Here is a 12,824-nt window from a genome sequence, read left to right as displayed (position 1 = left end):
AAAAGAGTTTTGCAAAAGTTACTCACCATAGAAGGCTCTCTTATACAGCTCTTTTATTTCCTCAGCGCTTGGCTCAACTGGGTTGAAGTTTATTAGCGGATCGTGGTAGGCTTTTTCGCTCATTTCGTCAAGCTTTGAGAGGAATTCATCCTCACTTACAAGTTCACTCAGCTTTGGAACTCCAAGCATCTCATTGAACTCTTTGATGACTTCAATCAGCTCTTGGGCAGTGTTAAAGCCAAGCTCTCTTGCTATCTCTGCATAGCGTTTTCTTGCATATTCGCTCCTCATGTTGAACTCCATAACATAGGGCAAGAATATTGCATTTAATAAGCCGTGAGGGGCAATCCAAGCTGCTTTATGGCTTAAGCTGTGACACAAGCCTAATCGGGCATTAAGAAAAGCTATTCCAGCCATTGTTGCTGCGTAGTGGACATTTTCTCTTGCCTTTTCATCATCTTGAACTGAGAGAGGAAGATACTTGTAGACGAGCTTTATGGCTTTGATTGCCACCGCATCGCTGAAAGGTGTCGCTGCGGTTGTTGTATAAGCTTCAATTCCGTGCACTAGAACATCCAGTCCGCTGTTCCTTGCGACTTCTTTTGGCATTGTCCTCGGCAACCTTGGATCGAGAATTGCAAACTCTGGAGCAATCTCAAAGCTTACCAAGTTGTATTTAATATCTCCTTTTTTAAGAACACTTGCTGCTGAAACCTCACTCCCGGCTCCGCTCGTTGAAGGAATTGCTATTAATGGAGTCTTGAGCTTAGGGATTGGCTTTGGCTTCTCAAAGCGGCTTATGAATGCAACCTCCTCAAACTTAAGCTCTGGAGCATCATAGAAAACCTTAACTGCCTTTGCCACATCTATTACACTTCCTCCGCCTAAGGCAACTATCAAGTCTGGCTGGAACTCTCTGACCTTTGGCATTATACTTTCGACGTATTCATAGCTCGGCTCTGCTGGAACTCCTGTTATTGCTTCAACCTCTGCATTTGCATCTTCCACATAGTTCATTGCCTCATTTAAAAATCCGTGAACTCTCATTGATTTGCTTGAGAATATTAAAACTCTGCTGTGCTTTTTTGCAACGCTCTTTATGTAGCCTAAGCTTCCTTCCCCTAAAACTATCCTCGTCTTTAAGCTAAAGAACTGCATGAACATCACCAGAATAAAGAAAGATGTAAGGGAATTAAAGTTTATCCTCCAAAGCCAAATCCTCAAACAACTTCTTTAAGTTCCTCTCAAATGGAGGATAAACAACGCCTCTGTCTGTTATTATTGCCGTCAGATACTTGTGAGGCGTAACATCAAAAGCTGGATTGTAGACATCAACGTCTGGAGCAATCTTACAGCCACCACATGTCAGAACTTCTTCTTTACTACGCTCTTCAATTGGTATTTCCTTGCCGCTCTTAAGGCTCATGTCAATTGTTGATAGCGGTGCAACTGTAAAGAATGGAATCCCGTGCTCCTTAGCTAATACAGCCAAAGTATAAGTTCCAATCTTGTTTGCAAAGTCACCGTTTGCAACGATTCTATCAGCACCAACAATTATAGCATCAACTTTTCCCTGCTGCATTACAAATCCAGCCATGTTATCCGTGATGAGCTTCAGCCTAATGCCATCGTAGTGATATTCCCATGCAGATAAGCGAGCGCCCTGCAGAACCGGTCTTGTCTCATCAACCCAAAGTAAGTTGAGCTTTCCTTCTTTGTGCATAACTCTTAAAACAGCGCCAACAGTTCCAAGGTGAACAGTTGCCAAGCTTCCAGCGTTACAGTGCGTCAATACATTCCCTTCTGGCAGAATTTCAGCTCCAATGTGTCCCATCCTCAGGTTTGCTTCAACATCTTCATCCGCTATTCTTTGAGCTTCCTCAACTATCAAGCGTTTTATTTCATCTAAGCTGTCCTCTCTATGTTCTTCGACAAGGTTTTTTATTCTATTCAATGCCCAGAAGAGGTTCACGGCCGTTGGACGGGTGTTTTTCAGAATTTCGTATGCCCTGTAAAAGCCATCAAAAAACTCATCCTTTGTTTCTGCCTTGCTCCTCTCGGCATATAAGGCTAAACCAAAAGCAGCTGCGGCCCCTATTGCTGGTGCACCTCTCACCTGCATTGTCTTTATAGCTTTTGCAACTTGCTCAACAGTACTTATAGATATGACCTTAAATTCCCAAGGTAAAAGCTTTTGGTCAATGAGGTAAACTTTCTTATCTTTATACTCAACGCTCCTTGGGAGTTTTGTAAGTTCCTCTGGTTTGTACTTGAGCTCCATTTCCACCACCTAATGAACCTCTCAAATCTCCGATTTAAGTTTTATCCATTGTTTCTGAAGCTCTCATGATGATTTCAATCCAAACTTATCATGCTATTCTTCGCTTATTGGCTCTGTGCTGGCGTCTTAAATGAGCTTAAACAATAATAAACGATCAAAAACGGTTATTAACGATAAAAAGGACAAAAAGTAATATACGAGCTTTTTTGTAAACAAACGTGAATGTTAACTGACGATTTCGTGAAAAAAGCTTAAATATCTATTTTTCATTAGAAATAAGTGAGGTGAAGACATATGATGTGGAAAAAGACACTTGCTTTGTTGTTTGGATTTTTGGTTTTAGCGAGTGCAGTGCCCCTTTCGAGAGCACAGACTGAGACAACCACCAGCTTAAATTTAGTGATTTTAGTAAGCGATAATGAAGCTGACTGTGCATTAGCCCAGAAAGTTGCTGAATACTTAAACGCGTCAATAGTTGTGACACCTTGGGGAGTTTATGACCCAAATGTTACATCTCAGATAGTTACCAGAGCCCCAGATTTGGTGCTCATAATAGGAGGGCCAACAGCAGTTTCAGAGGAGTATGAGAATGATCTTCAAGATCTTGGAATTCCCTATGTTAGAAGATGGGGAGCAAACAGATATGAAACAAACTTGGCAGTGCTCCAATACTTGTTTGAGAACTATTCAGAGCTCTTGAAGGATGTTAAAGTTATTATCGTTAACGGTGAAGATATAACAGCAATCAGAAAAGCCGGAAACATAAAGGGAAGAGCAATTATCATTTATGTTGATGATGATTATCTTGAAAACCAGACACAGATACTAGATTTGTTAAATGCTACAATGGTTCTCATAATCAACACTCCCTACTCAGAGAACGTTACAGAGAGAGTTAGAGAAAGAGTTCGTGAGAAGATCAAGGCTAATGTGACATGTGAAAACACAACAATAACTGCAGAAGATGCACTACTTGCTATTCAGATTGCAGAGAACAAGACAATGCTTGCAGAATCATTGGTTGCAAACATCTCAATTCCAGCTGCTGAAAAACTGCTTGAAAATGCAAAGAAGCACTTAGAGAGAGCAAAAGAAGCTTACAATGAAACCAAATATGGAAGAGCATATGGACTTGCAATTGCAGCCAAGTCTATTGCTGAAGTCGTAATTAGAATGGCTAGCGAAGAAAAACAGATAATGCTTCACAAAAATGAGACAATGAAAATAAAAATTAAACTTGAGAAACTTGAGGATATTGTCGAGAGACTTGAAGAACTTGGGTTTAACGTTACAGAGGAAAAAGCACTGTTAGAACAAGCAGAACAAGCTTATGAAAATGGAGATTATGCATTAGCCAAGCAACTGATGGGACAGCTCAAGGAACTCATAAAAACAAAGTACCACAACGAAAAAGAACTTATACGTGCAAGATGGAAGGAAAAGGAAAAGCACCACGGAGAAGGCAGAGAGCACAAGGAAAAGAACTGCCATGGAGAATGTCACCATGAAGATGAAAGTGAGAAAGAGGAAGGAGAAAACAGCTGACGTTTCTTTCCTTTCATATCCTTCCTCATTTTCGTAATTGTTAAATTTCTCTGAAGGTATCTTTTCTTGGTGGTATCTATGAAAATCTTTGTAACAGGAATGCCAGGTGTTGGAAAGACAACTCTTGTTCTCAAAATTGCAGAAGGACTCAAGAGAAGGGGTTTTAAAATAGGTGGGATGATTACCCAAGAAGTTAGAGAGCAAGGGAGAAGAGTCGGATTTAAAATCAAAGCGCTTGATACTAACGAGGAGGGCATTTTAGCATGGGTTGGTGAGGGTTATCCGAGGGTTGGAAAGTATGTTGTGAATATTGAGGATTTGGATAGGGTTGGCGTTTCTGCAATAAGGAGAGCCATTCAGAATGCAGATATCGTAATCATTGACGAAATTGGTGCAATGGAATTTAAGAGCAGAGAGTTTGCAAAAGCTGTGGAAGAAGCATTAAAGAGTGAAAAACCCTTACTAGCAACTCTACATAGGAGATGGGTGGATAAATTCAGAGACAAAGGGGAGCTCTATGTTTTAACAGTGGAGAATAGGGAAAAGATAAGAGAGGAAATTCTACATGAGCTCTTAAAAGTCCTAGAATCCTAGACTTCTGCCAGAACTACTGGTTTGCCTTCAATTTCAATTATCTTAGCTTTGACTCTATAGACCTTTTCTAAAATTTCCGGGTTGAGTTCCTTAACATTCCCTTTCCACTCAACTTTCCCCTCATTCAGCAGAATAATCTCATCAGAGTACTGTAATGCCAAATTTAGGTCGTGCATAACAGCAACAACAATCTTTTCTCTTTTGAGCTCTTCTAATAAATCCATTATAAGGAGTGCATGATTGATATCTAAGTGAGAAGTTGGTTCATCCAGAAGGATAACTTCGCTTCCCTGTGCTAGAGCTCTCGCTATGAGTACGAGTTGATACTCACCTCCGCTTAGGTTCGTCACAAACTCTTTTCTCCTTTCCCACATTCCGATTTTCTCTAGAGCATCTCTAACGTCACCCTTTGTAGCATAAGCTCCCATCTCAACGAATTCCTCAATCGTGAAGGCAAATTCAGGAACAGAGCTTTGAGGGACATACGTTATGAATTTTGCCCTATCTTTGGGTTTTAGCTCAAGCAAATTGACGTTATCAAGCTTTACGTATCCTCTTGGATTGAGAATTCCAACCATACATTTGAGTAGAGTTGATTTTCCCGCCCCATTAGGTCCGATAACTGTCAAAAGACGTTCCTTTTGAGTGGAAAATTCCACATCTTTCAGAACTTCTCGCCTTCCATATGAGAAAGTTATCTTGACTTCAAGCATAAAGCTCACCTCTTTTGCGCTTCATAAGGAGATAGATAAAGAAAGGTGCTCCAAATAGGGCAGTGACTATCCCTACTGGAATTTCAGCTGGTTTTAGGATTATTCTCGCAAGCAAATCTGCAAAGACCATTAACGAACCTCCAAAGAGTGCCGCCGCTGGCAAAAGCTTCTTGTGATTTGGTCCAAACACTAAACGCATGGCATGAGGGCTTACAAGCCCAACAAATCCAATTATTCCGCTTGTTGCAACAGCAAATGCTGTCAGTAAAGAAATCACGAATATTATAATCTTCCTATAAAAATTCAAATCTAATCCAAGTGCTATGCTCTCTTCTCCAAAGAGCAAGAGGTTCAGTTCTCTCCACTTGAACATTAAGAATGAAAACCCAACGACAGAGGACATGAGAACAAGCTTAACATCATCCCACGTTGCTCCGTTAAAAGTCCCCATGAGCCAGAAAATAGCCAAATGTATTCTTTCCCTTCCAACATAGAGAAGATATGAAGTAACAGCATGTGCAAAAAACCCAAAAGCTATTCCTGCTAATAGGAGCGTATCTACCGGGATATGCCCATTGATTTTTGAGATGTTATATACAATGGTAACTGAAATTAAAGCCCCAATAAGGGCAAAAGCCCCCATATGCATTGGGGAGTATAAAGCAGCCAAAGCTACGCCCACAGCGGCGCCTCCGCTTATTCCCAAAATATAGGGGTCTGCGAGGGGATTTTTAAAGAGAGCTTGTGAAGCTGTTCCAGCTGAAGCTAAGCTTAAACCCACTAAATATGCAAGCAGCACACGAGGCAGTCTTATTTGAAGTATTATTGTCTCGGTTGTGTCAAGTTTTTCAGGGCTATATACTGCCAATTTTAAATTTTCAAGCGTGAATGCACTGAGAATTTGAGAAGGGGACAGACTAACTGATCCAAAAGCTATCCCAATGAGGACAAGCACAATTGATGAGAAAATTAATGCTATGAACTTTTTCATGCTCTCCCTCTGGATTATTTGTCCATCCTTGTCTTAAAAACCTAACCCAGCAAAAGAATAAATACTATGAGCGTCAACAATAACATTGGTGGTGCAGATGAGAAATGTATGCGTCTCTTTTTTAATACTGATAATCATTCTAGGTATTATTCCTTCTGCAAGCGCTGAAGTGGTTGCCTTCATAAAGAATCCACGCCCTCCGATTGTAATTGTAGGAAATCCATATCCAAAATTCTTCACAATCCAGCCAAATAACTCTTACACAGTTTACCTTTATGGCATTGATGATGTTGGTATTGCAAAAATTGGAATTTACTACAGAGTTAACAGAGGGGAATGGAAGTGGCTCTATGCTACAAGGGCCACGATAAACGAGAATGAGAGTATATACAATGAGATAACAAGCAAGTTCTTAACTCAAGATTTCAACTTCACGACTTTTTACGGAAAAGTCACACTACCACCTCAGCCTGCAGGGACGCTGGTCGAGTTCAAAGCAGTTGTTGAAGATGAGGAAGGCCATATAGTTGAGAGTCCTATAGGGCTCTACTTTGTCGCGAATCCTAATGGGAAAAAGATTCTCATTGTTGACCCCTCCTTGAAGTTCTGGGCAATGATAGAGAATCTCAAAGATTTAGAGCTGATGGTTAATCTCTCGTCTGAAAGATATGATTACAATATGAGTGATTATGAAAAGCTCATTCCTCTGCTTAAGCCATTTGCAAATCATTCAAGCTTTTTAAACTTTCATAACTGGCAGTATTTAGCTGAAGACTATAATATTGCGATAATACCTCCTGAGGAATTGTCAAGTGCTTTAGCAGATTTTAAGCCGGATGTGATTATTCTATCCAATTTGTGGATGAGTGAGTGGGGCATTTCAAAGGAAAGCATGGGTAAGCTCCTAAAGTATCTGAGAGAAAACAACGCAGGGCTGATAGTTACTCATGGGACTCTCTACGACGGCATGGTGCTTGATGATAAGCCGATTTACCTAGGGCCAACTGCTCACATTGGAGGATTTGAGGCTTATGAAAACGGTAGCATAGCCACAGCTTTGGGATTGGAGCTTCTACCTTTCATTGAAGAGGTTAAGCTTAGGGCCATTGAATTTGGAAAGTCCTATTTGGCTGAGACACCATCAATTCTGCCATTTATACCCTCAACTGCTAAGCTGGGGATAAAGAATAAGGAGATTATCAAGAGTGTCTCGCTTCTTGAATTTGCAGACGGAACAAGAGCTGCTTTTGGATGGGAGTATCTGCTGCCTCCTGAAAGTCTGAAGTTTGCAAAGGATAAGAGTAGAAGCTTAAAGAGCGAAGTAAAAGATGACATTAAAGAATTTGCCGATTTCCAAGGAGAACTTTTTGGGTATTCAAACTATTTCAGGAGTATATCTGCACTTGATTTCACACTGGTTGACAAAATAGTTGATTCAGAAATCCTGGACGACAAAATTGTTGTTCCTGTGGGATTTGAAACTCTCAACTTAACCGCAACCCAAGATGTCATTGAGAGGGTTAGGCTGTTAAAGGCAATTAATCGTGATATAATCAACATAGCAGCTCTTTCACCTGATTACATAGGTGCAATAATCACTAGAGATCAAAAGCACAGGGACGATGGGTTTAGGAGTGCATACATTTCATTTGAAATTGAAGCGGGAGAAAATAAAGAATTTGAGGTTTTGAAGGATTTGATTGAGTGGGCCTCGCAGTTCAAGCCTATTCAGACGTTTGCCCCAATTGTGCAGGCAGTTGTTCTTGCCAATGACATTGATTGGAAAATAAAGGGAGAGAATCTTAAAGAACATTTGGAGAATCTTGGGGCGACAGTTGTCAGAGTAAAACCTGAGGAATTCGAGAAGTACAAGGATTCAAAGCTTATAATAATCCTTGGAGGTTCGAAAGCATATGATGGAGTAGGGGATTACGTAAAACAAGCACTGAGCTTAGAAGAGCAAGAAAGAACAATTAAAGGAGAGCAAGGGATATTCATTAAAAGAGATGTCTGGGCAGAAAAACAAATCGTGATAATTCTTGCTGGAAAGGATAGAAATCAAACCGGAGAAAAAGTAGGTAGATACATAAGTGGGGTAAATGAGAAATACATAAATCTCCTTGCAGAGTTCTTTGTTAGCTGAACACTCTTCATTTTTCTGTGACATAGCTTTAGAAACTTCTTTGAGTTATAAGAACAAAACGTAAAAAATAAATATCTCGACGGTCATCACAGCACATCGATGAAGATATCAGAGGAAGTAGAGGTGTACATGCATGATGGATATTGTCAAAAGGATTTGGGATGGGATTAAATTTGGAGAAACTGTATTAGTAGAGCACCCTGCTACAACACCAACAGCCATAGGTCTGTGCCGTTTAGTAAAGTGGGCTAAAAAGAAGGGGTATGATATAATAATAGATGACATCTTAGATGCCCTTTATTTATACAAAATGCAGATGAAATTGTCTGGATGTGGAGATGACATTTTGGATGATGTCAAAGTTATTAAAGAAGGTGGAAGATTGGAAGTTGGAAAGGTTGTTAAAAGACTTTCAATAAAAGAGCCAGTAATTCAAGAACGAGAATACAGAAGGATCTTTGATCCCCTCTTGAAGGGACAAGTGATTAATCCAGTTGTGGGTTTTGAAAAACTGCTTCTTCTAGCTAATTCTAAACAGGACATCCTAACTCTCGTGAATGGTGTCCTCTCATTTGTTGGAGACGAACGAAAGATATCATTTTATTTCATTAATACTGATGTATTGGAAGATATGACTCCAAGAATCTTGCCGTTGCTGGAAGAAGTTGCAACCACAGTAATTAGGGTGACTAAAGAAGGAAGAGACTTTACTCTTGCCGTTATAAAATCGGTAAACAATGAAATCGAAGGAATGAGAATAAAGGTGTAGCTAATATGTCTGAGCTTATTTTGGGTATTTCTTGCTGGCAGTTCTTCTTTTTAATGCTTCTGTAATTTTTATCTTTCTATGATGGGCGGCAAATTGTTCAAAATTCGAAACAAGAATTTCTACAATGCCCTCCCGTAATTAGATGTTGATGAGCGTGTACAGCTCCGGAGTGGCTTGTTCGCAAAATGAAGGACAGTGAATTTTGTTTAGGTGAGTTTCTAAAAAATGCGACTATTTTATTGCTTGAAAGTCTTTATAATGGGGCTGTTTCAAGAAATGGGGGCTCAGAATTCTCTATTAACGAAATTATGGTGCCCCGGCCGGGATTTGAACCTGGGGCGCGGGCTCGAAAGAGGTTTTTTGGAAATTTAGAGAGTTTATCACCGAGTATTGAGCCAATAAACCAAGTAGAAGGCTTGTTTCTCTCTACAAACCCTCTATCATCTCAGGGATGAGTGAGAAACTCAAAGAAATTCCAGCGATACTTGAGGTCGAAAGTCACTGAAGAGACAGTACAGCAATATATGAGTGGGCTCACAAGATTTTTTGCCAAATACAAAAAGATTGAAGGACCTCTTGATCTAAAAGAGAAAATTAGCAATGCTACGAAACCAACACAACTAGCAATGCGCAACTACATTCACTTTTTGTATTACGACAAACAGATAACAAGACTAGAAAGAGATGAACTACTTGAAGTCATTAAAATTAAAAAGACAGGAATTAGGACAATATTCATTTCAGATGATGACATTATCGAAGCATTTAAAGTTATTACAACTGGTCGGGCAGAGAAATACAGACCGATATTTTTGCTAACACTATATAGTGGTGCTAGACTACGTACGATCATTAGGGCAGTAAACAATTTTGACGTCACAAAAATAGTGAAAATAGACGATGAATTGGGAAGATACGAAATAAATAATATTAACTCCAACAAAAAAGAATTCTACATTTATGCACCAATTGAATTGTTTTTAGAAGCATCAAAATACCAATATGATTACAAACTTGCAAGAAAGAGAATAACGTATGGAAATGTTTCTGCAAATACCTCGAGAAAATACTTCTACACAAAAGCAACAGAGTTAGGGATTCCTGAAGGGGTAATAGACTTCATACAATCACGATCAACAAAATCAGTAGGAGTACTGCATTATCTCGACAAAGTAAAACTTGCGGACAAATATTGCCCAAAATTTTTAATGCAATCAGAGAAGTGCTTCGCGAAGCAAAAAGGTAGCAATATCCCTTTCCAATTATTTTTCGCTAATTTCTGATTTAATTGCATTAATCCGATTGGACAGCTTTTCTAAAAACTTTTTGAAATCCTCAGCATTAAATGGAACATTCAGCAAAAACAGCTCTTCCTCTGTTGCAGTGCCCTCAAGGAATGAAATTGATTGTATGATCTTTTGAAAGTTGATAGAATACCTCTCAAATTTCAGTGCAAATAAAAGCTTTTGGATTATCTCCTCACTATAGTTTCCAATACTCAAGCCTGCTTCTTTTTCAAGGTAGTACAAATCGTAAATGTCCCTAAACTTCACCTTCTTCCGCGTTAAAAGTGCTCTAACCTTTTCTGTTAGGATTTCCCGCAGATCATATGCAGAAACAGGAACATCAGAGTAACTCTCAAGAAACTCCGAGAAATACACTCGCTCCTCATCACTCAATTGAACACCTGAAAGCAAGGATTTAGCACTAACGTTTTTGGGCTCAAAAAGAAGTCTCTCCACCAAGTTGACCTGAATCTTTATCATCTCGCGCATTAATCCTTCAGGATAATACAGCTTGAAAGTAATCATTCTCGATCCTCCACCAAATTCCACATAATTCCTGTCCCTCAAATCTGCTTTAAACTCCAAGCCCTTTTTACTGGCAATATCCTCAATTAGCCTCGCAAGTTTTACGGCTTCAGCTTTGAGTTCCCTTTCTCTGCTCCGTCTTGAAAGCTCTATCCATGCTTGGGGATCTCTACTTGTAAAGTCCAAATCAACACTGAAGCGGTAGTAACCGGGATAACATTTAATTAAACACGTTCCTCCCTTGAAGAGATAGTTGGTAGAGAGGTATTCATTTGAGTACAATTCCTTCAAAACGGAATGTAGGATGACGTCTTTTCGTATGAGATTTCCTTTTTAATTCCTGTTTTTTGGATTATAAATTCAACAAACTCCCTCTCGTTCATACTTTAAAACCTCCTTTTGTACACTCTTTGGATATTTCTCTAGGTAGTTACATAAAATAGCCCAGTTAATCTTGTTTCCGTATTCTACTAAAACCTCCTCTGCATGAGGTTTGAGCTGTTTGTTGTACCTTGAGAGGTATATGAAGTCTAGGATTGTTTTTTCAGGGTCTGAGAACTTTATCTCATCACTTTTGATTATTCCAAAAGAGGCTAAAGTTGGCTTTATTTTTACAAATTTGACATTCTCTCCAAGAATCTTGACTGTTTTTGAGCGGATTACTTTATCATTGAGGACGAATATCATGTTGAAATATTCGTGAGTCATACCATTAAGCCTCAAGGCAGTGAACAGTCCATAATACCATATCACATTGAGTCTATCAAGCCCCTTTGCAATCACTCTAAACACGTCAGGAGCCCTCTTTAATCCAATTTCTTCAATCGTTTTAACGTAATACACGCCCCTGAGAATTCTAACTATGTAGCCTTGAGACAGCAGGTAATTGACAAAATAATCAATATCAATGCCAAACTTCTCACCAACCTCTTTCAGCTCATCTTTTGTAACAACACTACCCCCAAACCTTGAGATTATATACCTAATCGCAAGTCGTCTCATGTTTCAAGTTGTTGAACAATCATAATAAAAAATTATTGGTTGTTCAACAAAACTAGACATAATTACTATGCAAAGTTAAAATAAATAAAGAACTAGAAAGATTTCAAAACTCTATATTTTCATCTTGAAATTCATCATAGATGGTTTTTAGAATCTTTAGATGCTTTATAGTCGCTAATTCTCCTATAAAAAGCACTGCCTCCTCAAAGTACTCTGAAACATACGGCTCAAGGTTATCCCACAAGTTTTTGTTTATTAAAAATATGTTCCTAATATCCCTTTCTTCTTCAGTCATACCCCTCACAATATCACGAATTTGGAGAAATTTTTCTCTCTGGTCAAAGATATTCAAAAGCTTCTCTAAACCAACAGTTATTTTAATAATAGCCAATTTATCCGACAACTCTTCAATAATTGGAGTCATAGCATGCTCGTATTTTTCACGGTGTATTCCATACTGCAATGAAAGATCTATCTTCTGTTTTACTTCTCCAGTATTTGTAATGCCTCCAACTTTCAATACGTTTACACCATTTAATGCTTCCCCCAAATTAACGCCAAAAGCATCTGCTTGATACTTCATAGTAGCTAGTGTATCAAGTATGTCCACGAGTATATACCCTATTCTATCATTATACTGTTTCTTCAATGTTGTTAGAATACGGTACAAGATATGCCCCGGATACTGATTGGAAGAATACTTTATTAGTACGCTTGCTTTAGGTCCTCTAATTGTCTTTTTAATGAGCTCTTCGAAAGTAACAACGTTTTCCTTCAACATACGTCACCCCTCAAGATGGGAGTGTTTCATAATATAATTTGTATTATCTGGTTAAAAAATTTATTGTTTTTTTTTTTTTTTTTTTTTTTTTTTTTTTTTTTTTTTTTTTTTTTTTTTTTTTTTTTTTTTTTTTTTTTTTTTTTTTTTTTTTTTTTTTTTTTTTTTTTTTTTTTTTTTTTTTTTTTTTTTTTTTT

The 12,824-nt window shown here is 38.6% G+C and carries 12 protein-coding genes; 5 read left to right on the top strand and 7 right to left on the bottom strand.

Features of this window, described 5'->3' with window-relative positions; translation table 11 throughout:
• Positions 1-18: 18 nt before the first annotated feature.
• Together E3E24_RS07580 and mtnA are read right to left on the bottom strand one after the other, a co-directional pair.
• A complete protein-coding gene (locus E3E24_RS07580; RefSeq protein WP_167915855.1) occupies positions 19-1,158 on the bottom strand; it encodes an iron-containing alcohol dehydrogenase in 1,140 nt (379 codons plus the stop codon).
• A 34-nt stretch (positions 1,159-1,192) separates the two neighbouring features.
• Positions 1,193-2,281, bottom strand: a complete 1,089-nt coding sequence (gene mtnA, locus E3E24_RS07575) for an S-methyl-5-thioribose-1-phosphate isomerase (protein ID WP_167915827.1) — start codon at positions 2,279-2,281, stop codon at positions 1,193-1,195.
• A 294-nt stretch (positions 2,282-2,575) separates the two neighbouring features.
• On the opposite strand from mtnA, the gene E3E24_RS07570 reads away from it, so the two are divergent.
• Both E3E24_RS07570 and E3E24_RS07565 read left to right on the top strand, forming a co-directional pair.
• Positions 2,576-3,826, top strand: a complete 1,251-nt coding sequence (locus tag E3E24_RS07570; protein ID WP_167886806.1) for a hypothetical protein — start codon at positions 2,576-2,578, stop codon at positions 3,824-3,826.
• Between the two features lie 69 nt (positions 3,827-3,895).
• Positions 3,896-4,420, top strand: a complete 525-nt coding sequence (locus tag E3E24_RS07565) for an NTPase (RefSeq protein ID WP_167886807.1) — start codon at positions 3,896-3,898, stop codon at positions 4,418-4,420.
• Here E3E24_RS07565 and E3E24_RS07560 read toward each other — a convergent pair.
• Both E3E24_RS07560 and E3E24_RS07555 read right to left on the bottom strand, forming a co-directional pair.
• Positions 4,417-5,133, bottom strand: a complete 717-nt coding sequence (locus tag E3E24_RS07560) for an ABC transporter ATP-binding protein (RefSeq protein WP_167886808.1) — start codon at positions 5,131-5,133, stop codon at positions 4,417-4,419. The genes E3E24_RS07565 and E3E24_RS07560 overlap by 4 nt on opposite strands.
• On the bottom strand, positions 5,126-6,124 hold the full coding sequence (locus E3E24_RS07555; RefSeq protein WP_167915826.1) for an iron ABC transporter permease: 999 nt from the start codon (positions 6,122-6,124) through the stop codon (positions 5,126-5,128). Before E3E24_RS07555 ends, E3E24_RS07560 begins: the two co-directional genes overlap by 8 nt.
• Before the next feature lie 97 nt (positions 6,125-6,221).
• Between E3E24_RS07555 and E3E24_RS07550 the strand changes: the two genes are divergently transcribed.
• From E3E24_RS07550 to E3E24_RS07535, 3 genes are all read left to right on the top strand, one after another.
• Entirely contained in the window at positions 6,222-8,267 is a 2,046-nt protein-coding gene (locus E3E24_RS07550; RefSeq protein ID WP_167915825.1) for a hypothetical protein, read from the top strand.
• A gap of 133 nt (positions 8,268-8,400) precedes the next feature.
• Positions 8,401-9,036, top strand: coding sequence for a DUF257 family protein (locus E3E24_RS07545; protein WP_167886811.1), 636 nt, complete (start codon positions 8,401-8,403; stop codon positions 9,034-9,036).
• A 524-nt stretch (positions 9,037-9,560) separates the two neighbouring features.
• Entirely contained in the window at positions 9,561-10,319 is a 759-nt protein-coding gene (locus E3E24_RS07535; RefSeq protein WP_206205324.1) for an integrase, read from the top strand.
• On the opposite strand, the gene E3E24_RS07530 is transcribed toward E3E24_RS07535, so the two are convergent.
• The 3 genes from E3E24_RS07530 to E3E24_RS07520 all read right to left on the bottom strand — a co-directional run bounded on the left by E3E24_RS07530 (position 10,299) and on the right by E3E24_RS07520 (position 12,630).
• The gene (locus tag E3E24_RS07530) at positions 10,299-11,138 is read right to left on the bottom strand and encodes a nucleotidyl transferase AbiEii/AbiGii toxin family protein (RefSeq protein ID WP_240912561.1); all 840 of its coding nucleotides are present in this window, start codon (positions 11,136-11,138) and stop codon (positions 10,299-10,301) included. The genes E3E24_RS07535 and E3E24_RS07530 overlap by 21 nt on opposite strands.
• A 69-nt stretch (positions 11,139-11,207) precedes the next feature.
• Complete coding sequence (locus E3E24_RS07525) at positions 11,208-11,849, bottom strand: hypothetical protein (protein ID WP_167915822.1); 642 nt, start codon at positions 11,847-11,849, stop codon at positions 11,208-11,210.
• Between the two features lie 103 nt (positions 11,850-11,952).
• The gene (locus tag E3E24_RS07520; protein WP_167915821.1) at positions 11,953-12,630 is read right to left on the bottom strand and encodes a DUF257 family protein; all 678 of its coding nucleotides are present in this window, start codon (positions 12,628-12,630) and stop codon (positions 11,953-11,955) included.
• Positions 12,631-12,824: the final 194 nt, after the last annotated feature.

It is taken from the genome of Thermococcus sp. LS2 (assembly GCF_012027375.1).
Taxonomy (GTDB): Archaea; Methanobacteriota_B; Thermococci; order Thermococcales; family Thermococcaceae; genus Thermococcus_B.
Note: the sequence above shows the minus strand (reverse complement) of the source record. Positions and strands in the feature narration are given on the sequence as shown.

What these genes read in the sequence shown, in the direction of transcription:
- E3E24_RS07580 (WP_167915855.1), bottom strand. Translation starts at nt 1,158, where the DNA reads ATGCAGTTCTTTAGCTTAAAGACGAGGATAGTTTTAGGGGAAGGAAGC.
- mtnA (WP_167915827.1), bottom strand. Translation starts at nt 2,281, where the DNA reads ATGGAGCTCAAGTACAAACCAGAGGAACTTACAAAACTCCCAAGGAGC.
- E3E24_RS07570 (WP_167886806.1), top strand. Translation starts at nt 2,576, where the DNA reads ATGATGTGGAAAAAGACACTTGCTTTGTTGTTTGGATTTTTGGTTTTA.
- E3E24_RS07560 (WP_167886808.1), bottom strand. Translation starts at nt 5,133, where the DNA reads ATGCTTGAAGTCAAGATAACTTTCTCATATGGAAGGCGAGAAGTTCTG.
- E3E24_RS07555 (WP_167915826.1), bottom strand. Translation starts at nt 6,124, where the DNA reads ATGAAAAAGTTCATAGCATTAATTTTCTCATCAATTGTGCTTGTCCTC.
- E3E24_RS07550 (WP_167915825.1), top strand. Translation starts at nt 6,222, where the DNA reads ATGAGAAATGTATGCGTCTCTTTTTTAATACTGATAATCATTCTAGGT.
- E3E24_RS07545 (WP_167886811.1), top strand. Translation starts at nt 8,401, where the DNA reads ATGATGGATATTGTCAAAAGGATTTGGGATGGGATTAAATTTGGAGAA.
- E3E24_RS07535 (WP_206205324.1), top strand. Translation starts at nt 9,561, where the DNA reads ATGAGTGGGCTCACAAGATTTTTTGCCAAATACAAAAAGATTGAAGGA.
- E3E24_RS07525 (WP_167915822.1), bottom strand. Translation starts at nt 11,849, where the DNA reads ATGAGACGACTTGCGATTAGGTATATAATCTCAAGGTTTGGGGGTAGT.
- E3E24_RS07520 (WP_167915821.1), bottom strand. Translation starts at nt 12,630, where the DNA reads ATGTTGAAGGAAAACGTTGTTACTTTCGAAGAGCTCATTAAAAAGACA.